The sequence below is a fragment of the Bradyrhizobium sp. USDA 4449 genome (assembly GCF_054056275.1).
This window is the reverse complement of record NZ_JBSRYD010000001.1, coordinates 4,537,482-4,563,343: the sequence shown is the minus strand read 5'-3', so window position 1 is coordinate 4,563,343 and position 25,862 is coordinate 4,537,482. Positions and strand designations below refer to the sequence as shown.

The window sequence follows — 25,862 nt, the reverse complement described above, 5'->3', positions numbered from 1 at the left end:
GCGGGCCGGAAACGCTCAGATTGCTTTGCGCGGGTCGGAGATGCGCCGGAAAGTTCTATCGATCCTTTGACATGAATCAAGTGAACCGATCGGAACGTGCTCATTTTGCGGCTTGCTGTTGGGGGCCACTGACCCAGGGAGATCATCGATGTTGAAGATCGTAGTGGCTGGAACAACTGCAATTTTCCTCACTGCATCCCCGATTGCCCTCGCGCAAAACGCGCAGACCTCTGCTCCCGCATCACCGGAACGGTTGAATGCGGCAGATCGGAATAACCTGGCGGAGATGAGGATTGATCTGGTCAAGGCCGCGCTGCAACTGACACCTGACCAGGAAAAGCTTTGGCCCCCTGTGGAGAGCGCCATTCGTGCGAGGTCGGAGGATCGGAAGGCACGTCTTGCAAAAATCGGAGAAACAGTGGGCAGGCGGGCCGACCAAAATTCTGTCGAAGTGATGCGCAACCGTGACCCCATCGCCTTTTTGCAGCGCCGATCGGAAGCATTGGCTCAACGATCGGCCGATTTGGATAAACTCGCCGAGGCGTGGCAGCCGCTCTACAAAACGTTCAACTCCGAACAGAGGCAGCGCATGGCGGCCCTCGCGGTCCTTGTACTTCACGACATGAGCGACGCCGTGGAACGGCGTCGTGCGCTCGCTGAGGACGAGGACTGAAGCAAAGCCGTCTCTCTTCTAGACCGAATTCAGTTTGCCGCGTGTGCATCGACGGGAATGCAGCAGCGGGGCGATGTCAGCTTCGGGGTCGCAAGCCGACGAGGCACCCGACGCGCGCGACTTCCGCTCCGCTGCCCTGGGTCGACGTGCACCGATCCGCGCCTCACGCCGGCACGATCACCTTGCCGATCGGCCAGAGCGCGATGCCGGCGAGCTTCAGATGGGCCCAGGCGAAGGGAAGGCCGATAATGGTGATCGCAAAGAGGACGGCCGTAAGGAGATGGCAGAGCGCCAGCCACCAGCCGGCCAGCACGAACCAGATGATGTTGCCGATCACCCCGAGGGCACCGGTGCCGATATCGCTCATGCCGGTGACCTCCTCGCGGTTGACCGCCCGCGAGCCGAACGGCAACAGCGTGTAAATGGCGATGTTGAACGCCGCCCGCGCCCAGGGCAGGCCGATGATGGTGATCGCCATGATGACCGACGCCACCAGCCAGCCGAATGCCATCCAGGCACCGCCAACGAGAATCCAGATGATGTTGAGCAGGATGGAAACCGGGGACATGTGATCATCCGGAGGTCAATGATCCCGTCTATATACCCGCGAAATCCGCCACTGCGAAGACGAGAACGTCCTCAAATTTTTCGTCCCGCCTGCTCCCAATAGGGTTCGCGCAGGCGGCGCTTGAAGATCTTTCCGGAGTCTTCGCGCGGCAGTCCGGTGCGGATCTCGATATGCTTCGGCACCTTGTAGTCGGCGAGCGAGTTCTTCAGCCGCGCACGGATCCCTGCGGCATCCAGCGTGACCCCTGGTTGCGGCTCGACCACCGCCATCAGCGCTTCGCCGAACTCGGCGTCCGGGATGCCGAACACGGCGCAATCATGCACGCCTGGTATGGCATGCAGCACGGACTCGATCTCAGCCGGATAGATGTTGACGCCGCCCGAGATCACCATGTCGCGCTTGCGGTCGCAGATGAAGACGTAGCCGTCTTCGTCGATATAGCCGACGTCGCCTGATGTGATGAAGCCATCGCGGTCGATCTCGGCGCGCTTCTCCGGTTTGTTGTGATAGGTGAAGTCGGCCATGGCAGGCATTCGCGAATAGATCTCGCCGATTTCGCCGACGCCGAGCACGCGGCCGTCATCGCCGATGAAGCGCAGCTCGGCACCGGGAGAGACCTTGCCGACCGTGCCCGGCTTCTTCAGCGCGTCGTCCGAGGTTGCGAAGGTGACGGCGCTGGATTCGGTCGAGCCGTAGAATTCGTAGATCACCGGGCCCCACCATTCGATCATGGCGCGCTTGACGTCGGCCGGACAAGGCGCTGCGGCATGAATGATGTGGCGGAGTGAGGAGACGTCGTATGCCTTGCGCACCTCCTCCGGCAGCTTCATCAGGCGGATGAACATGGTCGGCACCATGAAGATGGTGTCGATTGCGTATCGCTCGATCAGTTGCAGGAACTCTTCGGCTTCGAAACGCGGCATCAGGACCAGGACACCGCCGAGCTTGCCTGCGCGAATGCCGAACGAGTTTGGCGCCGAATGATAGAGCGGGCCCGGCAGGATCGCACGGGCGCCGGGCTTCAGCCCATAGATCATTGCGCGCATGCGCTCGCCGGCGGCCTGCTGCTCCGGCGTCGGTACGTTGCGACGCACGCCTTTGGGATGGCCTGTCGTCCCCGACGTATAGATCATGTTCATGGGCTGCGCCACGACCGGGCCGTCATAGGGGTCGAATTGCGCGAGCCATGTCTCAAACTCGATCGCAAAATCTGGCGTCTTCAAATGATCCGGATCGATCTTGTAGCTGGAGAGGATCTCCAGCGGCGTCGGCACGCTGAGCACGGTCATGCCCTTCGGAATCGCATCGCGCAAGGCGTGCAGCATGTCGGCGTGTCCGATCAGCACCGACGTGCCGGTGTCATTGAGGATGTAGTTGATCTCCTCCGGCTTGAAATGCCAGTTGATCGGAACGCCGTAGGCACCGAGCCGCATGGCGGCATAGGCGGCCTCCAGGAACGCAATGTCGTTGCGCATCAGCATGCAGACGCAATCGCCTTGGCTGACGCCGATTTCGGCAAGACCCGATGCGATCCGATCGGCGCGTTCGGCGACCTCGGCGTGGGAACGGCGGCGGTCGCCGGAGACGATGCCGAGGAATTTGGACGTTTCGCTCATTTTTGTTGTCCGATCTTTCGTCGGTTAAACTGTCGTTACTACCACGCTCGTCATTCCGGGATGCGCGAGGGCGCAGGCCCGCAATCCATACTCCCGATCGTGATTATGGATTCCGGGCTCGATGCTGCGCATCGCCCCGGAATGACGGGAGGTTAATCCACATACTTCGCCGCGCGCTTCTCGAGATTGGAGCGCACCGCTTCGGTCTGGTTCGCACTGCCGATCAGCTTCTGTTGCTCGACGGATTCAGCGAGCAGCGCTGGACCGGGATCCACCGACAGGTTGTTGAGCAGCCGCTTCGCCGCCCGGATTGCATCAGGGCTTTTTTCCGCGATCTCGCGCGCGACCTCGAGGGCTACAGCCCGTGGGTCATCGCAGATGCGCGTAGCAAGGCCGTAGTTCATCGCCTCCTGCGCGGAGAAGATGCGACCGCTGTAGGTGAGATCGCGCAGGATATCGTCGCGCACCAGCGAGGCCAGGATCGGCGTGCCCGCCATGTCAGGCACGAGGCCCCATTTGATTTCCATGATCGACATTCGCGCATCGGGTGCGACAAAACGCATGTCGGCGCCGAGCGAGAGCTGAAAGCCTCCGCCGAAGGCAACGCCGTGCACGGCGGCGATCACGGGAACCGGAAGCTGGCGCCATCCCCATACCGCGGCTTGCGGAAAGTTCGCCTGGCCGTGCGTGCGCTTGGTGAGATCGCGATTTTCGCCACCCGGAATTCCGTTGCCGCCCTTCTCCTTCATGGCGGCAAAACGCCCCATGTCGAGACCGGCGCAGAACGCGCGCCCCTCGCCCGAGAGCACGACGGCGCGCAGGCCTTTTTCCGTCGAAAGCCGCTCGGTTGCCGCAACCAGAGCCTCAAACATGGCCTGATCGAGCGCATTCATCTTGTCCGCGCGCACCAGGCGCACGTCGGCGACGCCTTCCGAGATCGAGATCGAAACGCGCTCTTCCATGGATGAATCTCCCCTGTTCTTGTTCGGTGCCGCTTTACAGAAAGCCGACGGCCGGATTTAGTCAATCGACCAATTAACTGACAATCCGTACGGGAGAAACAGCCATGTTCAAGGAAAATCTTCTGGCTGGGCGGCGCATTCTCGTGACCGGCGGCGGGACCGGCCTGGGCAAATCGATGGCGGCACGCTTCCTCCAGCTCGGCGCAGAGGTGCACATCTGCGGCCGGCGCAAGATCGTCTGCGACGAGACCGCAATCGAGCTGATGGATCAGTACGGCGGCCGCGTCACCAGCCACGGCGTCGACATCCGCAACGCGCTCGCGGTCGAGGAGATGGTCGAGACCATCTTTCGCGACGCGCCGCTGACCGATCTCGTCAACAATGCCGCCGGCAATTTCATCTCGCGCACGGAAGAGCTCTCGCCGCGCGGCTTCGACGCGGTCGCCAACATCGTCATGCACGGCACGTTCTATGTGACGCATGCGGTCGGCAAGCGCTGGATCGCGCTGAAGCAACCCGGCAACGTGGTGTCGATCACCGTGACCTGGGTGCGCAACGGCTCGCCTTACGTGGTGCCGTCGGCGATGAGCAAGTCGGCGATCCACGCCATGACGATGTCGCTCGCGACCGAATGGGGCCGCTACGGCATCCGGCTCAACACGATCGCGCCGGGCGAGATCCCGACCGAAGGCATGAGCAAGCGGATCAAGCCCGGCGACGAGGCCGGCGCGCGCACCAAGGCGATGAATCCGATGGGCCGCGTCGGCAGCATGGAGGAGCTGCAGAACCTGGCTACATTCCTGATCTCCGGCGGCTGCGACTGGATCAATGGCGAGACCATCGCCATGGACGGCGCGCAGGCGCTCGCCATGGGCGGCAATTTCTACCAGCTCCGCGACTGGGGCGACGACGATTGGAAAACCGCGCGCGAAAGCATCATGGCGCAGAACGAGAAGGACCGGGCGAAGCGCGGGTGACCACGTCGTCCGGCGAAGGCCGGGACGACATGCTGAGAGAGCTTCCGCACCTTGTCTTCACCTGCAGATGACGTCACACTCCCAAGCCTAAAAACAAATCGCCATGGGAGAAACATGTCCGCATCACCGAAACTGGCTGACCTCGCCGACATGGTGCGCGAGCGCGCGATGAGCCGCGGCGATGCCATCGCCTACGAGTTCGAGGGCCGCGTCACCAGCTTTGCCGAGTTCGACGTCAACACCAACAAGGTCGCGAACGCGCTTCTCGCGACGGGCGTGAAAAAGGGCGACCGCATCGCCTATCTCGGCAAGAACAGCGATCTCTATTTCGAGCTGCTGATGGGCGCGATGAAGGCGGGCGTGGTGATGGCGCCGGTGAACTGGCGGCTCGCAGGCCCCGAGGTCGCCTTTATCGTCGCCGATTGCAACGCACCTGTGCTGTTCGTCGGGCCGGAGTTCATCACGCAAATTCGCCAGATCAGGGATCAGCTTCCGGGCGTGCGCACGGTCATCACCACCGAAGGCGGCGCAGCGGAATGGCAGGATTTTACCGCGTGGCGCGAGGCACAGAGCGGCAAGGATCCCAAGGTGCCGATCGACACCAAGGACATCGCGATCCAGCTCTACACGTCGGGCACGACGGGCAAGCCGAAGGGCGCGATGCTGAGCCATGCGAACTTCCTCAACCTGGTGCAGACGGGCAATGCGGAGGACAAGCCGGAGTGGAACCGGTGGTCGACCGACGACGTGTCGCTGGTGGCGATGCCGATCTTCCATATCGGCGGCTCCGGCTGGGGCGTGATGGGACTCTATCACGGCGCCCGCGGCGTGATCGCGCGCGAGTTCGATCCCTCCAAGGTACTGGATTTCTTCGAGCAGTCGGGCATCACAAAACTGTTCATGGTGCCGGCAGCGATGCAGTTCGTGGTGCGGCAACCGCGCGCCAAGACCGTCGATTTCTCCAGGCTGAAATACATGCTGTATGGCGCCTCACCGATTCCGGCGGCGCTGCTGAAGGAATGCATCGAGGTCTTCAAATGCGGCTTCGTGCAGATGTACGGCATGACCGAGACCACCGGCACCATCGTCGCGCTGCCGCCGGAGGATCACGTTGAGGGGCTGGAGCGGATGCGCTCGGCCGGCAAGGCGCTACTGGGCGTCGAGATCGCCATCCTCGATGCCGACGGCAAGCCGTTGCCGCCTCGCCAGGTCGGCGAGATCGCGACGCGCTCGGGCTCGAACATGGCCGGCTACTGGAACCTGCCGGAGGCGACCGCTTCGACGCTCCGCAGCGACGGCTGGCTGCGCACGGGCGATGCCGGTTACATGGACGAAGACGGCTATCTCTACATCCACGACCGCATCAAGGATATGATCATCTCCGGCGGCGAGAACATCTATCCCGCCGAGGTCGAGAGCGCGCTGTGCGATCACCCTGATATCGCCGAAGCCGCCGTGATCGGCGTCCCCGACGAGAAATGGGGCGAAGCCGTGAAGGCAGTCGTGGTGATGAAGCCGGGCAAAGAGGCGGCCGCCAGCGACATCATCAACTTCACCCGCGAACGTATTGCAGGGTTCAAGACGCCGAAGAGCGTGGAGTTCTTGCCGGCATTGCCGCGCAATCCGTCAGGCAAGATCTTGCGGCGGCAGTTGCGTGAGCCGTATTGGGCGGGGAAGGATCGACGAGTGAATTGAGACGCCGGTGCCGTAGGGTGGGTTAGCCGTAGGCGTAACCCACCTCTTTTCTTTCGATGGTCGCGGAAGTGGTGGACTACGCCTTCGGCTAATGCCACCCTCCGAGAGCGGTGCGCGCCTCAATGCTTCCCCGGCCCCATATACCCGAACAGGAACCCCGCCACCTTGCGCATCTGGATCTCTTCGCTGCCTTCCGTGATCCGGTAGCGGCGGTGGTGCCGATAAATGTGCTCGAACGGCTTGTGGCGTGAGTAGCCCATGCCGCCGTGAACCTGCATGGCGCGGTCGGCGGATTCGCAGCAGAGGCGGTTTGCCCAGTAATTGCACATCGAGACGCGGTCGGAGAGCGTGCGCTCGATCTGCTCCTCGTTGAGCTGGTCCATCTCCCAGGCGGTCTTGCGGATCAACAAGCGCAGCATCTCCGCTTGCGTGGCGAGTTCGACCAGCGGGAACTGGATTGCCTGGTTCTCGGCGAGCGCTTTGCCGAACGGCTTTCGTTCGCGCGCGTGCTTGACGCTCTCGTTGATGCAGTAGACCGCTGCGCCCAGCGAGCTCGCGGCCTGGCGGATGCGGTTCTGGTGGACGAAACACTGTGCCAGTGACAGGCCCCGGCCGACTTCGCCGAACTGCGCATCCTCGGGCACGAACACATCCGTAAAGCTCACGCGCGGATGGTCGGTCGGCATGTTGAAGGTCCACATATACTCTTCGACCTTCACCCCGTGGCTTTTGGCCGGCACCAGGAAGCAGGTGATGCCGCGGGCATCGCCGTCATTGCCTGACGTGCGTGCGAACAGCGCGCAATGCGTGGCGACATGCATGCCTGTCGTCCACATCTTCTCGCCGTTGATGATCCAGCCCTTGACGTTGTCTCTGACAGCCGGCACCGCGCGCGTTTCCATGTGGGTGGCATCGGAGCCGTGATGCGGCTCGGTGAGGCCGAAGGTGATGCGGTACTTGCCCTTGATCGAGCCGTCGATCATCGCCTTCTGGTCGTCGCTTCCATAGCGGTCCAGCATGGTGACGACGGGGAAGTTGCCGACGATGGAGTGCTCGTTCTGGAGGTCGTTGTGCAGGCCGAGGCCCTTCGCGGCAAAGTGCTCGCGGATCACCGCCATCCAGAGGTTGGAGCCGTCCCTGCCACCATATTGCTTCGGCACCGGAAAGCGAAGATGGCCGGCCGTATCCGCAAGATCCTTGGCCTTGCGCAGCAGCGCTTCCCATTCATGTCGCGGCAGACCGCCATTCTCGAAATCGGTGCGCGCCCACTCGCGGCGATGGTCGAAGAAGCGGATGTTGTCGTCCGCCTCTTCCAGCGGCTTGATCTCGCGTTCGATGAAACGGTCGAGTTCTCCCAGATAGGCGACGAGATCGGCAGGCAATGAGAAATCCACAGGTTCTCTCCCGGATTGATTTTGTCGTTTTGCGTTAAGGCGCTGGCGCGATTTTGCTTCGCACGATTAAGGTGAGAAGAGCACGTTCAAGTCAAGCAAGCCGAGGCCTGAAGCAGGTGCAAGGCGCACCCGCGCAATTCGATGGTGTTGCCGCGGTGACGGGCGTTAGTATCACGCCGATATTCCTTCACGAGAAGCTGCGGGAGCGCGCGATGGATCTGAAATTCTCGAAGGTGGAACGCAAGGGACCGATCACGATCGTCACGCTGTCGCGACCCGAGGTCTACAACGCGCTGCACATCGACGCACATTTCGAGCTCAACAAGGTGTTCGACGATTTCGCCGCGGACCCTGCGCAATGGGTCGCGGTCGTCACCGGCGCCGGCGACAAGGCGTTCTGCGCCGGCAACGATCTGAAGTGGCAGGCGGCGGGCGGCAAGCGCGGCTGGGACAAAGGCGGCTTCGCCGGCCTCACTGCGCGCTTCGACTGCGACAAGCCGATCATCGCCGCGGTGAACGGCGTCGCCATGGGCGGCGGTTTCGAGATCGCGCTCGCCTGCGACCTGATCATCGCCTCGGAGAATGCGACCTTCGCGCTGCCCGAGCCGCGCGTCGGCCTTGCCGCGCTCGCCGGCGGCCTGCACCGGCTGCCGCGGCAGATCGGACTGAAACGCGCCATGGGCATGATCCTCACCGCGCGCCACGTCAGCGCGGCGGAGGGAAAAGAGCTCGGTTTCGTCAACGAGGTGGTGCCGCAGGGCGAGGCGCTCGCAGGCGCAATGCGCTGGGCCGAGATGATCACCAGGAACTCGCCCATGTCGATCCGGGCATCCAAGCAGGCGATCCAGAAGGGGCTCGGCGTGTCGCTGGAGCAGGCGATCGAGGAGCAGCGGGAATATCCCGCAGTGAAGGCGATGGTGGCCTCGCAGGACTACATCGAAGGCCCGAAGGCGTTCTCCGAAAAGCGGCCGCCGAAATGGGTGGGGAAGTAGAAGGTCTCGCCACCGTCATTGCGAGGAGCCCTTGCGACGAAGCAATCCAGACCACCTCCATGGACACGACTCTGGATTGCGTTGCTGCGCTCGCAATGACGGGGAAAGCTATCCACCTCGCCCCAGCTCCCGCTTGTACGACGCGTAGTTCGGCTGGTCGACCGCGAGCTTGTCCATCGTCGTTGCCCATAGATGCTCAGCGAGTCCGGGCGTCGCGAGATCAAGCTCGCCCTTGGCGATGCGCTCCGCAAGCGTGCGATTGAGCTCTGTCACCGCACCCTCTGTGCCGAGCAGCGCGAGCAGGCGCTCCACTTCCCTCGCGTCGCTCTGCGCCTCCAGCGTCAACTGCCGCGTCACGAGGTCGAGGATGTTGATGGCAACACGCAGCTTGAAGGCCTGATGGCCCGAGATCAGCGGCGTGATGTCGTTGCGGAGGAAATCGGCGACCGCCTTGGTCAGCTCGATCGGTGTCGGTTCGTCCTGCATCCCTACCCTCCCCGCGGCGCGAGCAGCCGCAGCAGATCGATCTCGGTCTCCGACGCGCGGCGGCCGATCATGGCGCGCTCCATGGAATGGTCGGGCCCTTCGCGAAACCGCTGCATCATGCCGCCGCACATGATGCCCCAGCGCAGCGTGCCCATCACTTCCCAGAATTTCACACGCGACGGATCGACCTTGCCGCCCGCCGCCTCGTAGCCGGCGAACAGCTCTTCGCGGGAGCCAAAGCCGCCAACCGGCTTGTCGATCTCGCCGAAACGCCAGGAGTTGACGCAGACCCAGCCGAGATCCTCCATGGGATCGCCGAGATGGGCAAGCTCCCAGTCGAGCACGGCGCGCAACCCCTCGGCGCCGATGATGAGATTGCCGTTGCGGAAATCGCCATGCACCAAAGTCGTATCGGCCGAGGGGCCGGGATCGTGGACGCGCAGCCAGCGCAACGCCAGCTCAAACACGGGCTTTGGCCAATTCAGGCTGCGATAGTCGCGATCGAACTCGGAGATTTCCTGGGTCGCAGACCGGCTGCGCAGTTCGGGCAATTTGTCCTGTGGCAGTTTGTGCAGGCAAGCGAGCACACCACCGATCTGCCGCGCCAGCAGCGGCCTCGCCGCCGCGAACGCATCGTCGCGAAGAATCTTGCGTGCGATGGTCTCACCCTCGACCCGCTGCATGATGAAACCCGTGCCGAGATCCTCCTCCGGCGCCAGCACATGCATCACGCGCGGCGACGGCACGCCCGCCTCGAAGGCCAGCTGCATCAACTGGGCCTCGGCGGCGAGCCCAGCCGCGCGCGTCGGCGCCGCGCCATATCCCTTGGGCGAGCGGCGCAGGATCGCGCCGATAGGTCCGCCGGGATGCACGATATCGAAGCGCCATGTCTCCTGACTGGCGCCGCCCGACAGCCTTGCGGCGTCGGTGACGCCGGTCGCACCGGGACACCAGCGCTGCACGCTGCGGGTAAGCTCCGCCTCGATCATTTGCCCTTGAACTGCGCGGGCCGCTTTTCCAGGAACGCGCCGACGCCCTCGCGAAAGTCCTGCGTATCGCCGGCGCGCAGCTGGCACTGGAATTCGAGATTGAGCTGGTCCTCGAAGGAATTTTCCGGGCTGTCCCAATAGAGCTTGCGGATCAGCGACAGCGCCACCGTGGGTCCACTGGCGAGATCACGCGCAAGCTTGATCGCCTCCTCCATCAGCACACCGTCATCGTAGACGCGGTTGACGAGGCCCCATTCCAGCGCCTTCTCGGCCGGCAGGCGCTCGCCCATCAGCGACAGCTCGACCGAGCGCGCCCTGCCGATCAGGCGCGGCAAGAGCCAGGTCGAACCGCAATCCGGCACGAGGCCGATGCGGCGGAAGGCCTGCAGGAAATAGGACGAGCGTGCGCACAAGACCATGTCGCCGAGCAGCGCGAAGCTCATGCCGGCGCCGGCGGCCGGGCCGTTGACAGCCGTCACGATCGGGCAATGCAGGTTGCGGACGCGACGCAGGAATGGATGAAAGCCGGTCTCGAGCGTCAGGCCGGCCTTGGTCTTTTTCGACTGGTTGTTGCGCCCTTGCAGATTCGCGCCGGTGCAGAACGCACGGCCGGCGCCCGTGAGCACGACGCAGCGCACATCGTCCTTCTTCTCTTCAATCGTATCGAGCGCCTCGGCGAGACCGCCCAGCATGTCCATGGAGACCGCGTTCATCACCTCCTGATGGTCGAGCTTCAGGATCGCGACCGAACCATCGAATTCGAGCGTGACGTGTTTGAACTGCATCGTTTCCTCGTCGGTTGCGGCCGCGCCGTGTTTCGCAGACCGGAATTTGGTTTTGCCGGAGTGCATATTTGATTTTTGGCGCGGTCTTGTCCATGGTGATCGGAGCATGGCAAGCAATCTTGCGCGCAGCGGCTGATGCTCCGCATGCCCAGTTGTCTTGCCAAATACAGGAAACGCGCCATGAACCTTTTCGACCTTACCGGACGCGTCGCCGTGATCACCGGCGGCAATGGCGGGATCGGGCTCGGCATCGCACAGGCGCTGGCGGGCCAGGGCTGCAACGTCTCGATCTGGGGCCGCAATGCCGACAAGAACAAGGCTGCTGCCGCGAGCCTCGCAGGACTATCGGGCAAGGTCGACAGCCGCATCTGCGACGTCACCGATCCTGCGTCGGTCAATGCCGCGATGAAGGCGACCCTCGACATTTTCGGTCGGGTCGACGGGTGCTTCGCCAATGCCGGTATCGGTGGTGGTGGCAGGCGCTCCTTCATCGAGCGCACAGAGGAAGAATGGCGCACGATGTTTGCGACCAATCTCGACGGCGTGTTCCACGCGTTCCAGGCCGCCGCAAAACACATGACCGACCGCGCCAATGCGGGCGACCCCTTCGGCCGGCTGGTCGCGACATCGAGCCTCGCCTCGATCTTCGGCACTGCGCGCAACGAGCATTATGCCGCGACCAAAGCCGCCATCAATGCGTTGGTTCGCGCGCTCGGCGTCGAGCTGGCGCGTCACGGCGTCACCGCAAACGCGATCCTGCCCGGCTGGATCAAGAGCGACATGACCGCCGGCATCATGGCCAACGAAAAATTCGTAGCCAATGTGATGCCGCGGATCCCGATGCGCCGTTTCGGCGAGGCCAGCGATTTCGGCGGCATCGCGGTGTATCTCATGAGCAAGGCGTCATCGTATCACACCGCGGATACGTTCGTGATCGACGGCGGCTATACGGCGTTTTGAACCACAAAAGCTGAATTGAGGGAGGAAGAACCATGTTCTCGCACATCATGATCGGCACCAACGACCTCGACAAGGCCAAGTCATTCTACGACAGCCTGCTCAGCACGCTCGAAGTGCGGCCGGCGCGGGTTGACGGCCACCGCATCTTCTACTTCACCAAGACCGGCACATTCTCGGTGACCAAGCCGATCAACGGCGAGCCGGCGACATGCGCGAATGGCGGCACGATCGGCTTTGCCGCCAACTCGCCTGAGCAGGTCGACAGGTGGCACGCCGCCGGCGTGGCAGCCGGCGGAACGCCGATCGAAAATCCGCCGGGCATCCGCGAGAGTGCGGGGATCAAGCTCTATCTCGCATATTTGCGCGATCTCGACGGCAACAAGATCTGCGCAATGCATCGGATACCGAACTGATTTCCGCCAAATCCGCCGCTGTCATGCCCCGCGAAGGCGGGGCATCCAGCACGCCGCGGCTTCTCGATTCGACTACCACTGTCTCCGGAATACTGGATCGCCCGGTCTTCGCCGGGCGATGACAGCGCAGTGTGCGGGGTGCGCCTGCCACCACCATTCAAACAACATTTCAAACGCCCTCGCGATATTCCATCGCGTGGCATGGCCTCGCGTAAAAAAATACGCGCTCGCACTTTCGCGGCGCGGCGACTATTCTCCCGGCCAACACGATCTCAGCGCCCCCGGGAGGAACAATGACAAAGCACACCTACATTCCCCGCACGACCAGCTACACGCTCAATCCCGGCGACGAGCTCAACGACCTCCGCATGTCGGATCAGGTCCGCCCGCTCTACGACCACGTCAGGAAATTCATCCGCGAGACCGTCGAGCCGATGTCGATCGAATTCGCCAAGGCCGGCGAAGGCAAGCAGGATCGCTGGAGCTTTACGCCGAAGCAGCTCGAAGTGCTCGAGGTCGCCAAGAACAAGGCCAAGAAGGAAGGTCTCTGGAATTTCTTCCTGCCCGATGACGAGACCGGCCAGGGCCTGAAAAACCTCGACTACGCCTATATCGCCGCCGAGCTCGGCAAGAGCCCGCTGGCATCCGAGACCATGAACTGCTCGGCGCCCGACACCGGCAACATGGAGGTGCTGGAGCGCGTCGGCACCAAGGAGCAGAAGGAGAAGTGGCTGAAGCCGCTGATGAACGGCGAGATCCGCTCGGCCTATGTCATGACCGAGCCGAACGTCGCCTCCTCCGACGCCAAGAACATTTCGACGACGGCGAAGCTCGTCGGCGACGAATGGGTCATCAACGGCGAGAAATATTACATCTCGGGCGTCGGCGATCCGCGCTGCAAGATCCTCATCGTGATGGTGAAGACCAATCCGGACGCGGCGCCGAGCAAGCAGCAGTCGCAGATCCTGGTGCCGCGCGACACGCCCGGCGTCGAGGTGCTCGGGCCCATGTATGTATTCGGCCAGGACCACGCCCCTCGCGGCCACATGCACATGCGCTTCAACAATGTGCGCGTGCCGAAGGAGAATATGCTGCTCGGCGAAGGCCGCGGCTTCGAGATCTCGCAACTCCGCCTCGGCCCAGGTCGCATCCACCATTGCATGCGTACCATCGGCAAGGCCGAGAAGGCGCTGGATTTGATGGTGCAGCGAGGCCTCACCCGCGAGGCCTTCGGCAAGAAGATCGCCCATCTCGGCGGCAACATGCAGATCATCGCGCAAGCCCGCTGCGAGATCGAGGCGATGCGGCTGATGGTGCTGAAGGCCGCCAAGGCGATGGACGTCCTCGGCAACAAGGAAGCCCGCGTCTGGGTCTCCATGGTCAAGGCCATGGTGCCGGAGCGCGCCTGCAAGATCATCGACCAGTCGATCCAGATGCACGGCGCCACCGGCATCTCGCACTGGACCCCGCTGGCCGAAATGTATCAGGACGTCCGTCACCTGCGCTTCGCCGACGGTCCGGACGAGGTGCACTGGATGGTCGTCGGCCGCCACGAGCTGAGCATGGCGTAGTCGCCTTCTTCCCCGTCTCCCCGCCTGCGGAGGGCGCGCGGGGAGACGCGAAAGAAAGCACCGCGCTACGTCGCCGGCGCGATCTTGTCCTGTGTCTTCGTCTCGAAATCGCTGGCGTCGTGGCGCTCGTGCAACTGGCTGGCGGGATCGCCGGAGACGCGGTTGACCATGCGGCCACGTTTCACCGCTGGACGCTTGGCGATCTGGTCGGTCCAGCGCTGCACGTTCTTGTAGTCCTGCACGGAGAGGAATTCACCGGCGCCATAGACCAGCCCCTTGGCAAGGGCGCCGTACCATGGCCACACCGCCATGTCGGCGATCGTATAGTCCTTGCCCGCGAGATATTCGTTGTCGGCGAGGCGCCGGTCGAGCACGTCGAGCTGGCGCTTGACCTCCATCGCGAAGCGATCGATGGCGTATTCGATCTTGAACGGCGCGTAGGCGTAGAAATGACCGAAACCGCCACCGAGATAAGGGGCGCTCCCCATCTGCCAGAACAGCCAGGACATCGCCTCGGTGCGGGCCTTGATCTCCTTCGGCAGGAAAGCACCGAATTTTTCGGCAAGGTAGAACAGGATCGAGCCGGATTCGAAAATCCTGACAGGTTCGGGGCCGGAACGGTCCATCAGCGCCGGAATTTTCGAGTTCGGGTTGATCTCGACAAAGCCGCTGCCGAACTGCTCGCCGTTGCCGATCTTGATCAGCCAGGCGTCGTATTCGGCGCCCTTGTGGCCCAGCGCCAGCAGCTCCTCCAGCATCACCGTGACTTTCACCCCGTTCGGCGTCGCCAGCGAATAAAGCTGGAAGGGGTGCTTGCCGACCGGCAGTTCCTTGTCATGGGTGGCGCCGGCGATCGGGCGGTTGATGCTGGCGAACTGACCGCCATTCTCCTTGTTCCAGGTCCAGACCTTGGGCGGCACGTAAGGGGCGTCGGTCATGCAAAGAGGCTCCGGCGGAAAGATGCGCGTGCATTAATTAGCCTGCGTATGGCGGATGGCAAGCCCTGGCGGCTCTGCGTCCGGCGCGGGCCTCAGGCCCGTGTCATGCAGTCCAGCCTGTTACCAGCCTGCGCTGCTGATGATCCGCCCCATGGTTGTCCAGGACGCAACGCCTGCGCGCAAGATGCTCGCCCAAATCCGGCGTGGCATCACGGGTAACGAAGGGCTGGCGCAGAACGGCGCTCGGAAGGCAAAACGAGAAGAGAAACGCGAAGGCTGCGGGGAGAGAACCATGAAATCGCCGATCTGCGACATGCTGGGCATCGAGTTCCCGCTTCTCGCCTTCAGCCATTGCCGCGATGTCGTTGCGGCCGTCAGCCGCGCCGGCGGATTCGGTGTACTCGGTGCCACCGCGCACACGCCTGACACGCTCGAGCGCGAACTGAAATGGATCGACGACCATGTCGACGGCAAGCCCTATGGCATCGACGTGCTGATCCCGGAAAACATCTCGACATCAGGCCAGAAGAACGTCACCTGGAAGAGTCTCGAGGCGCGCGTGCCGGCGGAGCACCGCAAATACACCAGCGATCTCCTGAAGAAGTACGATATCGAGCTCACCAGGACCGATGTGGACGACAACCAGCCGCAACCGTTCGACGCGGAGACCGCGCTGGAGCTGCTCAAAATCTCCTTCAATCATCCGATCCGGCTGATCGCCAATGCGCTCGGCGTGCCGCCCAAGGCCATGATCGAGATGGGCAAGACGCACAACGTGCCGGTCGCAGCGCTCGTCGGCGCCAAGGAGCATGCGCTGCGCCAGGTCGCGGCCGGTGTCGATATCCTTGTCGTGCAGGGTACAGAGGCCGGCGGCCATTGCGGCGAGGTCTCGACGATGGTGCTGGTGCCGGAAGTGATCAAGGCCATCAAGCCGATCCGCGATGTGCCGGTGCTGGCGGCCGGCGGCATCATGACGGGCCGGCAGATGGCGGCCTGCATGGCGATGGGCGCCGCCGGCGCCTGGACCGGCTCGGTGTGGCTGGCGACCGTCGAGTCCGAGACCTCCGAGATCTTTCGCGAGAAGATGATTGCAGCGTCCTCGCGGGATGCGATCCGCTCGAAGGGCCGCACCGGCAAGCCGGCACGGCAGCTCCGTTCAGTCTGGACTGATGCTTGGGACCGTGCGCCGGAAAGTCCGGGCGCGCTGCCAATGCCGCTGCAGAGCATCATCAGCCGTGACGCCTTCAGCTCGATCGACCGCGCCGCGGCGGCCGGCAACGCCAAGGCGCGCGACCTCGTCAGCTATTTTGTCGGCCAGGGGGTCGGCCTGATCGACAGCGTGAAATCGGCCGGCGCCGTGGTGCAGGAGTTCAAGGAAGAATTCGCCGAAGCCGTCGAGCACATGAATGCGCTGGTGGCGGAATAGTCCCGTTGCGAGCGAAGCGAAGCAATCCGGACTAGCTGCGCGGATACATTTCTGGATTGCTTCGCTTCGTTCGCAATGACGAAACAACTAGGACGTGAATTGAGGCCATGACCGACAAGACCACCATTCCAGAACACCGCATTCCCGTCATCGTCGGCATCGGCGAGATCGTCGACCGCCCCAAGGAGATCACGGAGGGCCTGGAGCCGCTTGACCTGCTCGAACAGGCCTTGCGGCGCGCCGAGGCTGACGCCGGCGCAAAGCTGCTCAGCGAGGTGCAATCGCTCGACGTCGTCAACTTTCTGAGCTGGCGCTATCGCGATCCGGAGAAGCTCTTGGCGCAGCGGCTCGGCGTCTCGCCGGCACATTGCCATTACGGGCCGGTCGGCGGCGAGAGCCCGATCCGCTTCATTCATGAAGCCGCAAAGCGCATCGCACGCGGCGAATGCGCGGTCGCGGCGGTGTGCGGCGCCGAGGCGCAATCAACGGCGACGAAAGCCGATCGTGCCGGCGTCAAGCTGCCATGGACGCCGTTCGCGCATGATGTTCCGGAGCCCAAGCGCGGCGCGGCGTTTCAGAAGCCGCTCGCCGTGAGACTCGGCGTGTTCCGCCCGGTCACGGTCTATCCGTTCTACGAGGCGGCCTCCTCCGCGCATTGGGGCCAGACGCCGCGTGAGGCGATGGCGGAATCGGGAACGCTGTGGTCGCGCTATTCCGAAGTCGCCGCGCAAAATCCCAACGCCTGGCTGAAGCGGCGCTATGCGCCGGACGAGATCACGACACCGACCGCGGACAACCGGCTGATCGCCTGGCCCTACAACAAGCTGATGGTCGCCAATCCCAGCGTCAACATGGGCGGCGCGCTGCTGCTCACCAGCCTTGCCAAAGCGCGCGCACTCGGTATCGCCGAAGACAAGCTGGTCTATCCGCTCGGCGGCGCCTCGGCGGAGGAGCCGCGCGATTATCTGTTGCGCGACCAGTTCTACGAAAGCCATCCGCAGAACGCCGTGCTGAAGACGGTGATGGATCTCGCCGGCGGCGATGGCAAAAAATTCGACGCGATCGAGCTCTACAGCTGCTTCCCTTGCGTACCAAAGATGGCGCGCCGGACGCTGGGCCTCGGCATCGATGTGCAGCCGACCGTGAACGGCGGCCTCACGTTCTTTGGCGCGCCGCTCAACACCTACATGACCCATGCAGCGTGCGCGATGGTGCGGCGTGTGCGCGGAGGCGCAAAGCTCGGCCTCCTCTACGGTCAGGGCGGTTTTGTTACCAAGCACCATGCTTTGGTGCTGACGAAGCTGCAGCCCCGCGACGTGCTGGCGCAAGAGACGAGCGTGCAGGCAGAGGCCGATCGCAACAAGCGCGCCGTGCCGGAGTTCGTCACGGAGGCCTCAGGCCGGGGCAAGGTCGAGAGCTTTACGGTGCTCTATGGCCGTGGCGGCGATGTCGAGCACGGCGTGGTGATGCTGCGCACCGAAGATGACCGGCGTACGCTGGCGCGGATTCCGGCGGGCGAGAGCGCGGCGCTGGCCCACCTGCTCAACATGGATCGCACGCCCGTAGGCTCGCTCGGCGAGATTACGATGGCAGCGGACGGCGTGCCGGGGTGGCGGGTGGCGTGATCGCTCTCGTGTCACGCACGTGGTGCGGCATGCAATGCCGCTCCGCAGAGCCGGGACCCAGAAGGCTACACGCTTCCGCAAAGGGAGATCGGCCCCGGCTCAGCAGCGCACGACTACGTGCTGCGTAGCGTCCGGAGCACGAGACCTCAGCCCTTCGGCGCCTGCTTCTCCGACGCCGTGGCTGGCTTGCCGCCCGCACCGACCACACGCACCGGATCGCCGTCGGACAGACCATCCGGCGGGGCCGTGATGACGCGGTCATCCGGCGCTATGCCCGAGGCCAGCTCAATCTCCTTGCCGAGATCGCGGGCGATGGTCACCGTCTTGAACTTGACCTTGTCGTCAGCAGCGACGGTTGCGACACGCAGGCCGCTGCCGTTGAAGATCAGGGCGCTGGCGGGAATGCTGAGCGGCGCGGAATCGCGCTGGAGGCTCAGCTTCACGCTGGCGTAGCCGCCGGGCATCAGCTCTCCGCTCGAATTGTCGAGGCCGAGCTGCATCCGCGTGGTGCCTGACGCCACGTCCACGGCCTGCGAGGAGGCCTCCACCGTCGCCAGGAATGTCCGGTTCGGATATTCCGGCAGCGAGATGGTAGCCTTGGCGCCGATCTTGATCGCCGGCACGTAGTTCTGGGGCACGTTGACGTAGACGCGCAGCTTGGTGATGTCGGACACCACGAACATCGCCGGTCCCGAGCCGCCGCCGGCATTGATCAGCGCGCCGACATCGGTGTCACGCGAGGTCACCACACCGTCGAACGGCACCGTGATCTTCTTGTAGCCCGCCAAGGCTTCGAGCCGCTCGACATTGGCCTGCCCGGACTTGACCGCGGCGTTCTTGTTGGAGAGATCGGCGCTGCGCTCGTCGATCTCCTGCGCGGAGACGAAGTTGGAGGCGACCAGGGTCTTGCGCCGGTTCAGCGTGGCCTCCGAGAGCCTGGCGCTGGCCTGCAGGCTGGCGAGGTCGGCGCGGGCCTGCAAGAGCTGCTGGTCGAGGTCGGGCGCCTCGATCTCGGCGATCACCTGCCCGGCCTTGACGCGGGCGCCGATGTCGGCGCTCCAGCTTTTGAGATAGCCGGAGACACGGGCGAAGATCGGGGCACGGGAATAGGCCTCGAGCCGGCCCGGCAGGTCGATGGTGGAATTGAGCGCCTTGGCATTGGGCAAGGTCACTGCAACGCTGGGAACGGCCTGGTCGTCGGTCCATTCCTTCAGCTTGGAGTCCTGGTCCTCGCGGGCCCGGATACCGGTGCCGACCACGAGGCCTGCCGCAATCAGCGCCACTACGCTGAAAATGCCCAGTTTCCGGTGCGACACCGGGGAGCGAGTTTCAGTGGGCGACATGCGGAGTCTCCAATGGGGCGGCGGCTTTGGCGCCTTGCTTCTTGTGTACCATACTGAACACCACGGGAACAAACATGAGCGTGGCGAAAGTCGCAAAGATCAGGCCGCCGATGACCGCGCGGCCAAGTGGTGCATTCTGCTCGCCGCCCTCGCCCAGCCCCAACGCCATCGGCGCCATGCCGATGATCATGGCGAGCGCGGTCATCAGCACGGGCCGGAACCGGACGAAGCCGGCTTCCAGCGCGGCCGCGACCGGGTCACCGAGCTCCTCATAGCGCTCGCGGGCGAACGAGATCACCAGCACACTGTTGGCGGTGGCCACGCCCATACACATGATGGCGCCTGTCAACGCGGGCACCGACAGCGTTGTCTGAGTCGTGAACAGCATCCAGACGATGCCGGCGAGCGCAGCGGGCAGCGCAGTGATGATCACGAACGGATCGGACCAGGACTGGAAGTTGACGACGATCAGGAAATAGATCAGCACGACGGCGCCAAGCAGGCCGAACAACAGGCCCGTGAAAGCGCTGTTCATGGTCTGCACCTGGCCGAGCAGCACCACGGACGAGCCCTTCGGCACCTCCTTGGCGGTGTCGGCGATCACCCGGCGAATATCAGCGGCGACCGCGCCGAGATCGCGCCCCGAGGTGGTCGCAAAGATCTGCACCATCGATTGGATGTCGTATTGCGAGACGACCGCACTCGAGGTCGCACGCTTGATGTCGGCGATACCGCCGAGGATCGGCGACTGCGACGCGCCGGCCGCGGTGATCGGCAGCGTCTGCAACGCGCTGAGCGAATCGATCTGATATTGCGGCGTCTGCATCACGATCGAATAGGACACGCCGTTATCAGGGTTGAGGTAGTAGGTCGGCGCGACCTGCGAGGAGCCTGCGAGATTGACGACGAGACTGTTGGTGACGTCGCGCTCGGTCAGGCCGACATATTGCGCGCGGGTGCGATCGACGTCGATGTTGAAGGTCGGCAGATTCGGCGATTGCTGGATGCGTGCATCGGCAACGCCCGGGATCCGGCGAACCTTGGCGAGCAGCTTGTTGGCGTAGGCAAAATTACCTTCGAGATTGGCGCCGCGGACCTGCAGGTCGATCGGCGCCGGCGCGCCGAAATTCAGGATCTGGCTGACGATGTCAGCCGGCAGGAAGGCGAAGCTGACGCCCGGGAACAGCCGTGGCAGCTGCTCGCGCAGCACCTTCACGTGCTCTTCGGTCGGCTTGTGGCCTTCCCTGAGCTTGATCTGGATATCGCCGTCCTGCGGACCGATCACGCCGGTGTTGTTGTAGGTCATGTTGATGCCGGAGATCGGCATGCCGATGTTGTCGGTCAGCGTCTCGATCTCGCCCGGAATCAGCTTGCGGATCGCCTTCTGCACATCCGCGAGCTGATTGGCCGTCTCCTCGACTCGGGTGCCGACCTGGGTCCGGACATGCATCAGGATGTTGCCGGCGTCGACGGCGGGGAAGAAATTGCGCCCAAGGAACGGCACCAGCGCGAAAGACGCACCGACCACGCAGAGGAATCCGATCACGAACACCGCGCGATGGGCCAGCGCCATGCCCAGCAGGCCACGGTAACCGCCGCGGATGCGCTCGAACCGCGCCTCGAAACCGCGCTGGAACCAGACCAGGGGATTGCGCGACTTCGGCGGTTCGCCCCCATGATGAACGTGCGCTTGCAGCAGATAGTTCGCCATGGTCGGCACCAGCGTGCGCGACAGGATGAATGACCAGATCATCGCGAACATCACGGCTTCCGCCATCGGCACGAACAGGAAGCGCGCGACACCGGTAAGGAAGAACATCGGCACGAACACGATGCAGATACAGAGCAGCGAGACGAAGGCCGGCGTCACGATCTGGTTGGCGCCGTCCAGGATCGACTGCTCGACCGGCTTGCCCTGCTCGAGATGGTAATTGATGTTCTCGATGGTCACCGTTGCGTCGTCGACGAGGATGCCGACCGCGAGCGCTAATCCGCCGAGCGTCATGATGTTCAGCGTCTCGCCGATCGCCGACAGCATGACGATGGCACCCAGCACAGACAGCGGGATCGAGACCGCGATGATGAGTGTCGAGCGCCAGCTGCCGAGGAAAAGCAGGATCATGACGCTGGTGAGCAGCGCCGCAATCACGCCTTCGAAGGCGACGCCCTCGATCGCACCGCGCACGAACACCGACTGGTCGCCGATGAAGCCGATCTTCAGCGCGTCCGGCAGCTGATCCTTGACGTCGATCACCTTCTGCTTGATGCCGGCGATGATATCAAGCGTCGAGGTCGCGCCCGCCTTCAGCACCATCATCAGCACCGAGCGGTTGCCGTCGACATGGACGATGTTGGTCTGCGGCGGATTGCCGTCGCGCACCGTGGCGACGTCACGGACATAGACCATCGCACCGTTGACGGTTCTGATCGGCAGATTGCCGAGCTCGTCGATCTTCAGCGGCGAGTTGTTGAGCTGGATGTTGTACTCGAAGCTGCCGATCTTCTGGGTACCGACCGGCGTGATCAGGTTCTGGGCTGCGAGCGCATTGGCGACATCCTGGCCGGATAGCCCGCGGGCCTGCAGCGCGGTCGGGTCGAGATCGATCTGGATCTGGCGCTGCTTGCCGCCGAACGGGTACGGGATCGCGGCGCCCGGCACGGTGACCAGTGGCGTGCGCAGATTGTTGATGCCGATATCGGCGAGGTTCTGCTCGGTGAGTCCGTCGCCCGACAGCGCCACCTGGATGATCGGCACGGTCGAGGCGGAGTAATTCAGGATCAGCGGCGGAGTCGCGCCCGGCGGCATCTGCTTGATCAGCGTCTGCGAGATCGCCGTGACCTGCGCGTTGGCGGTGCGGATGTCGACATTGGGCTGGAAGAAGATCTTGATGATGCCAAAGCCGTTATAGGAATTGGCGGTGATGTGCTCGATGTCGTTGACGGTCGTGGTCAGCGCGCGCTGGAACGGCGTGGTGATGCGGCCGGACATCTGATCGGGCGGCAGGCCGGTGTATTGCCAGACCACACCGATCACGGGAATCCGGATGTCCGGAAAGATATCGGTCGGCGTGCGCAGCGCCGCCAGCGGTCCGATGATCAGAAGCAGCAGCGCCAGCACGACAAACGTGTAGGGCCGGCTCAGGGCAATACGGACCAGAGCAATCATGCGCCAGGCAATTCCGGGTCGAGCAAGGATATGGGATCCGCCCCCACGGGGATCCCTTTTTCCCCTTTACCCGAGCGCCGCCGGAAACGCCAATCTCGGCCAGCCTGCCTGCATTCACTTCCGTGCTACCGCGCTGCGAAATCGACATCACAGCTATGCGGCCACGCAACCTATTGTGGGTATGGAACCCAAGTGATGAACAGGCGCCTGAGAAGGCCCGCCCTCAACGCATGAGCCTAAGCGCATCGGAGAAAAACTCCGGACCGCCGAAATTTCCGGACTTTAACGCAAGCAACATGCTGCCTGCATCGGCGCCGACTGCGCGCAAAACCGGTACGCCCGCCGCGATTTCTACCCCCACGAGAAATCCAGGAATTCTCAACCGGTCGACGACGGCGCCAGATGTCTCCCCGCCGGCGACGACCAAGCGTCGTACGCCCGACCTCACAAGGCCTTCTGCAAGATCCGCCATCGCCTGCTCGATGGCGTGACCGGCTGCGTCGCGGCCGTGGCGCGCCTGGACCGCCGCGACGGCCTGAGGCGTGGTGCTCGATGCAATCAGCACGGGGCCCTGAGCCAAGCGCTCCTTCGCCCAGTCCAACGCGCGCTGCGCCTCATGCGCGCCCGCAAGAATACGGTCAGGCTCGAGACGGAGCACCGGCATGACGCGTTCGGCGTTGGCGATCTGCTGCAGGGTGGCCTGCGAGCAGCTTCCGGCGAGACATGCCACGGCTCCGCCGGCGGCGGCCCCCTGCTCGCCGGCTGTGGCGGCCGACTTGACCTTGCCGCTGGACACCAGCGCTCGCGCCAGCCCAAGGCCGATGCCGGAGGCGCCGACCGACAGCCGGTGCTCGGCGGCGACAAGGCCGATGGTCTCGAGGTCACGGTCGAACACGGCATCGATGATCGCAGCGCCGATGCCCTTGCCTGACAATTCAGCAAGCCGGGTCCGCACGGCCTCCGCGCCACGCGTGAGGGTCGCGAGCTCGACGAGACCGATCGGCGTCTTGCTCTGGCGCGCCAGCACGCGCACCAGGTTGGAATCGTGCATCGGATTGAGCGGATGGTCTTTCAGCGGGCTCTCGTTCAGCGGCACGGCGCCGACGAAGAGATTACCCTGATAGACGGTTCGGCCCGTCTCGGGAAAAGCTGGCGTCACCAGCACGACGGCCTCGCCGCAATCTGCGCGCAGCGCGTCCATCACCGGCCCGATATTGCCCGCATCGGTGGAATCGAAGGTCGAGCAGATCTTGAACAACACATGGCTCGCTCCGCGACCGCGCAGCCATTTTTCTGCCGCACGCGAGCGCGACACCGCGAGCGCCGGCTCGATCGACCGGCTCTTCAGCGACACCACGACGGCATCGACCTCGGGCAGCTTCAGATCGTCGGCGGGCACGCCGATGGTCTGCACCGTGCGGAGGCCGGCGCGCGTCAGCGTGTTGGCGAGATCGGAGGCGCCGGTATAGTCGTCGGCGATGCAGCCCAACGCAAGGGTCATGGCTTCACTCCCGCATAGGGCCTGAACCAGGCGAGACCATCGGTGGTCTTGCCGCGCGGATTGTATTCGCAGCCGACGAAGCCGGCATAGCCGAGCCGGTCGAGCTCTGCGAACAGGAACGGATAGTTCAGCTCCTCGCCATCAGGCTCGTTGCGCGAGGGAATGCTGGCGACCTGGATGTGGCCGATGATCGGCATCATCTCGCGCAGCCGCATCGTGACGTCGCCATGGATGATCCCGCAGTGATAGATGTCGAACTGCAGCTTCAGGTTCGGCAGCCGCAGCTCCTGGATCAAATCGCGCGCGAAGCCGAAATCGTTGAGGAAGTAACCCGGCACATTGCGCGCGTTGATCGGCTCCAGCACGATGTCGATGCCATGCGGCGCAAAGAACTCCGCGGCCCAGGCCACCGATTTGTAGAAGGCCTCGATCGCAACGCGCTCGTTACGGTTGGCGATGCCCGCCATCAAATGCAGCCGCTTCACGCCGGTGGCTTTGGCATAAGGCAGAGCCGTCTCCAGGCTCGCCTTGAGATCGTTGAAGCGCGCCGGCAACGAAGCGAAGCCTTTCTCGCCGGCGTCCCAGTCGCCTGGCGGCAGATTGAACAATGCCTGGGTCAGGCCGTTGCGCTTGAGCCGCTCGCCGACAGCTTCGACCGGATGCTCATAGGGAAACAGATATTCGACCGCGGTGAAGCCGGCCTGTGCGGCGGCATCGAAGCGATCGAGGAACGGCACCTCGGTGAACATCATCGAGAGATTGGCGGCGAAACGGGGCATTGGAGATCCTCTTTACCTGTCGCCGGGAAGCTTCACACCGGTGACCTGCGCATACATCCGCGCCACCGAGGCGTCGTCGTCGCGCCCCATGCCGGCGGCCGATGTCATCAGGAACATCTGCAGCGCTGCGGCCGAGACGGGAACCGGAAATCTGGCGCTGCGCGCCATGTCCTGGATGATGCCGAGATCCTTCACGAAAATTTCGACCGCACTGCGCGGCGTGTAATCGCCCTCGAGTACGTGCGGCATGCGGTTCTCGAACATCCAGGAATTGCCGGCGGACGCGGTGATCACCTCGTAAACCTTGCGGATATCGAGGCCCTGCTTGGCCGCGAACGCCATCGCTTCACTGGCAGCCGCGATGTGCACGCCGGCCAGCAGCTGGTTGATCATCTTGAACGCAGCGCCCTGGCCCGCGGCATCGCCGAGCTCGTAAAGTTTCGCGGCCATCGCATCGAGCGCCGGACGCGCTTTGGCGAAGGCAGCAGCGCTGCCGGAGGCGAGAATTGTCAGCTCACCCTGCGCGGCGCGCTGCGCGCCGCCGGAGATCGGCGCATCCAGGTAATGCCGGCCGGTCGCCTCGAGCTGCTTGGCGAGGCGCCGCGCCACGTCGGGATCCATGGTGGCGGAGGAGATGAAGACGCCATCCTTCGGCAGGGTCTCCGCGATACCATCCCGGCCGAACAGGATTGCTTCGGTCTGGGCGGCATTGACGACGACGCTGACCACGATGTCGGCGCCCTTGGCCGCCTCGGCCGGCGTTGTCGCGCCGGCGCCGCCATCCTTCACGAAACGCGCGACCGCATCGGCCGAAACGTCGCAGCCCGTGACGGCGTGGCCGGCGCGCTTCAGCGAGGTCGCCATGCCGTATCCCATCGAGCCGAGCCCGATGACCGCGATGCGCTGGTTTTGTGACGTGGAGGCAGACATGCAACTAACCCTTGCGAACGTTTCCCGACAAGCCGGCCTTTGCGGCGGCTCGTGACCTCGAATAACACGCCTT

Annotated in this window: 22 protein-coding genes; 9 read left to right on the top strand and 13 right to left on the bottom strand. The window is 63.8% G+C overall.

What is annotated here, in order from left to right; translation table 11 throughout:
- The first annotated feature begins 148 nt into the window (after nucleotides 1-148).
- Nucleotides 149-673, top strand: a complete 525-nt coding sequence (locus ACVIIW_RS21280; RefSeq protein ID WP_456702514.1) for a Spy/CpxP family protein refolding chaperone — start codon at nucleotides 149-151, stop codon at nucleotides 671-673.
- Between the two features lie 163 nt (nucleotides 674-836).
- Here the strand turns inward: ACVIIW_RS21280 and ACVIIW_RS21275 are convergent, their stop codons facing one another.
- From ACVIIW_RS21275 to ACVIIW_RS21265, 3 genes are all read right to left on the bottom strand, one after another.
- Nucleotides 837-1,241, bottom strand: a complete 405-nt coding sequence (locus tag ACVIIW_RS21275) for a YccF domain-containing protein (RefSeq protein WP_456702513.1) — start codon at nucleotides 1,239-1,241, stop codon at nucleotides 837-839.
- A gap of 71 nt (nucleotides 1,242-1,312) precedes the next feature.
- Entirely contained in the window at nucleotides 1,313-2,857 is a 1,545-nt protein-coding gene (locus tag ACVIIW_RS21270; RefSeq protein WP_456702512.1) for an acyl-CoA synthetase, read from the bottom strand.
- 152 nt (nucleotides 2,858-3,009) lie between these two features.
- Nucleotides 3,010-3,819 carry a crotonase/enoyl-CoA hydratase family protein gene (locus ACVIIW_RS21265; RefSeq protein ID WP_456702511.1) on the bottom strand — a complete coding sequence of 270 codons (810 nt, stop codon included), beginning with the start codon at nucleotides 3,817-3,819 and terminating at the stop codon, nucleotides 3,010-3,012.
- 104 nt (nucleotides 3,820-3,923) lie between these two features.
- Here ACVIIW_RS21265 and ACVIIW_RS21260 point away from each other — a divergent pair, with 104 nt between their 5' ends.
- Both ACVIIW_RS21260 and ACVIIW_RS21255 read left to right on the top strand, forming a co-directional pair.
- The gene (locus ACVIIW_RS21260; RefSeq protein WP_456702510.1) at nucleotides 3,924-4,796 is read left to right on the top strand and encodes an SDR family oxidoreductase; all 873 of its coding nucleotides are present in this window, start codon (nucleotides 3,924-3,926) and stop codon (nucleotides 4,794-4,796) included.
- A 114-nt stretch (nucleotides 4,797-4,910) separates the two neighbouring features.
- Nucleotides 4,911-6,491, top strand: a complete 1,581-nt coding sequence (locus ACVIIW_RS21255; RefSeq protein WP_456702509.1) for a fatty acid--CoA ligase — start codon at nucleotides 4,911-4,913, stop codon at nucleotides 6,489-6,491.
- A 119-nt stretch (nucleotides 6,492-6,610) separates the two neighbouring features.
- On the opposite strand, the gene ACVIIW_RS21250 is transcribed toward ACVIIW_RS21255, so the two are convergent.
- A complete protein-coding gene (locus tag ACVIIW_RS21250; RefSeq protein WP_456702508.1) occupies nucleotides 6,611-7,885 on the bottom strand; it encodes an acyl-CoA dehydrogenase family protein in 1,275 nt (424 codons plus the stop codon).
- Nucleotides 7,886-8,097: 212 nt separating this feature from the next.
- Between ACVIIW_RS21250 and ACVIIW_RS21245 the strand changes: the two genes are divergently transcribed.
- A complete protein-coding gene (locus ACVIIW_RS21245) occupies nucleotides 8,098-8,877 on the top strand; it encodes an enoyl-CoA hydratase-related protein (protein ID WP_456702507.1) in 780 nt (259 codons plus the stop codon).
- A 108-nt stretch (nucleotides 8,878-8,985) separates the two neighbouring features.
- On the opposite strand, the gene ACVIIW_RS21240 is transcribed toward ACVIIW_RS21245, so the two are convergent.
- The 3 genes from ACVIIW_RS21240 to ACVIIW_RS21230 are packed head-to-tail and all read right to left on the bottom strand — an operon-like array spanning nucleotide 8,986 to nucleotide 11,137.
- Nucleotides 8,986-9,363, bottom strand: a complete 378-nt coding sequence (locus ACVIIW_RS21240; protein ID WP_456702506.1) for a DUF6285 domain-containing protein — start codon at nucleotides 9,361-9,363, stop codon at nucleotides 8,986-8,988.
- A 2-nt stretch (nucleotides 9,364-9,365) separates the two neighbouring features.
- Nucleotides 9,366-10,352 carry a phosphotransferase family protein gene (locus ACVIIW_RS21235; protein WP_456702505.1) on the bottom strand — a complete coding sequence of 329 codons (987 nt, stop codon included), beginning with the start codon at nucleotides 10,350-10,352 and terminating at the stop codon, nucleotides 9,366-9,368.
- Nucleotides 10,349-11,137 carry an enoyl-CoA hydratase/isomerase gene (locus tag ACVIIW_RS21230; protein ID WP_456702504.1) on the bottom strand — a complete coding sequence of 263 codons (789 nt, stop codon included), beginning with the start codon at nucleotides 11,135-11,137 and terminating at the stop codon, nucleotides 10,349-10,351. The genes ACVIIW_RS21235 and ACVIIW_RS21230 overlap by 4 nt, the downstream gene beginning before the upstream one ends.
- A 180-nt stretch (nucleotides 11,138-11,317) precedes the next feature.
- On the opposite strand from ACVIIW_RS21230, the gene ACVIIW_RS21225 reads away from it, so the two are divergent.
- The 3 genes from ACVIIW_RS21225 to ACVIIW_RS21215 all read left to right on the top strand — a co-directional run bounded on the left by ACVIIW_RS21225 (nucleotide 11,318) and on the right by ACVIIW_RS21215 (nucleotide 14,081).
- A complete protein-coding gene (locus ACVIIW_RS21225) occupies nucleotides 11,318-12,097 on the top strand; it encodes an SDR family NAD(P)-dependent oxidoreductase (protein ID WP_456702503.1) in 780 nt (259 codons plus the stop codon).
- A gap of 32 nt (nucleotides 12,098-12,129) precedes the next feature.
- Nucleotides 12,130-12,510, top strand: coding sequence for a VOC family protein (locus ACVIIW_RS21220; RefSeq protein WP_456702502.1), 381 nt, complete (start codon nucleotides 12,130-12,132; stop codon nucleotides 12,508-12,510).
- A gap of 293 nt (nucleotides 12,511-12,803) precedes the next feature.
- Nucleotides 12,804-14,081 carry an acyl-CoA dehydrogenase family protein gene (locus ACVIIW_RS21215; protein ID WP_456702501.1) on the top strand — a complete coding sequence of 426 codons (1,278 nt, stop codon included), beginning with the start codon at nucleotides 12,804-12,806 and terminating at the stop codon, nucleotides 14,079-14,081.
- A gap of 65 nt (nucleotides 14,082-14,146) precedes the next feature.
- On the opposite strand, the gene yghU is transcribed toward ACVIIW_RS21215, so the two are convergent.
- The gene (gene yghU, locus ACVIIW_RS21210; protein WP_456702500.1) at nucleotides 14,147-15,019 is read right to left on the bottom strand and encodes a glutathione-dependent disulfide-bond oxidoreductase; all 873 of its coding nucleotides are present in this window, start codon (nucleotides 15,017-15,019) and stop codon (nucleotides 14,147-14,149) included.
- Between the two features lie 292 nt (nucleotides 15,020-15,311).
- Between yghU and ACVIIW_RS21205 the strand changes: the two genes are divergently transcribed.
- Nucleotides 15,312-16,445: a nitronate monooxygenase gene (locus ACVIIW_RS21205; RefSeq protein ID WP_456702499.1), complete on the top strand. Its 1,134-nt coding sequence runs from the start codon at nucleotides 15,312-15,314 to the stop codon at nucleotides 16,443-16,445.
- Between the two features lie 107 nt (nucleotides 16,446-16,552).
- Nucleotides 16,553-18,070 carry an acetyl-CoA acetyltransferase gene (locus ACVIIW_RS21200; protein WP_456702498.1) on the top strand — a complete coding sequence of 506 codons (1,518 nt, stop codon included), beginning with the start codon at nucleotides 16,553-16,555 and terminating at the stop codon, nucleotides 18,068-18,070.
- A 146-nt stretch (nucleotides 18,071-18,216) separates the two neighbouring features.
- On the opposite strand, the gene ACVIIW_RS21195 is transcribed toward ACVIIW_RS21200, so the two are convergent.
- From ACVIIW_RS21195 to ltnD, 5 genes are all read right to left on the bottom strand, one after another.
- Nucleotides 18,217-19,413 (bottom strand): efflux RND transporter periplasmic adaptor subunit, encoded by a 1,197-nt coding sequence (locus tag ACVIIW_RS21195; RefSeq protein ID WP_456702497.1) that lies wholly within the window; start codon nucleotides 19,411-19,413, stop codon nucleotides 18,217-18,219.
- On the bottom strand, nucleotides 19,400-22,579 hold the full coding sequence (locus tag ACVIIW_RS21190; RefSeq protein WP_456702496.1) for an efflux RND transporter permease subunit: 3,180 nt from the start codon (nucleotides 22,577-22,579) through the stop codon (nucleotides 19,400-19,402). Before ACVIIW_RS21190 ends, ACVIIW_RS21195 begins: the two co-directional genes overlap by 14 nt.
- Before the next feature lie 223 nt (nucleotides 22,580-22,802).
- On the bottom strand, nucleotides 22,803-24,080 hold the full coding sequence (gene otnK / locus ACVIIW_RS21185) for a 3-oxo-tetronate kinase (RefSeq protein ID WP_456702495.1): 1,278 nt from the start codon (nucleotides 24,078-24,080) through the stop codon (nucleotides 22,803-22,805).
- Nucleotides 24,077-24,859, bottom strand: a complete 783-nt coding sequence (gene otnI, locus ACVIIW_RS21180; protein ID WP_456702494.1) for a 2-oxo-tetronate isomerase — start codon at nucleotides 24,857-24,859, stop codon at nucleotides 24,077-24,079. Before otnI ends, otnK begins: the two co-directional genes overlap by 4 nt.
- Before the next feature lie 12 nt (nucleotides 24,860-24,871).
- On the bottom strand, nucleotides 24,872-25,789 hold the full coding sequence (gene ltnD, locus ACVIIW_RS21175) for an L-threonate dehydrogenase (RefSeq protein WP_456702493.1): 918 nt from the start codon (nucleotides 25,787-25,789) through the stop codon (nucleotides 24,872-24,874).
- Nucleotides 25,790-25,862: the final 73 nt, after the last annotated feature.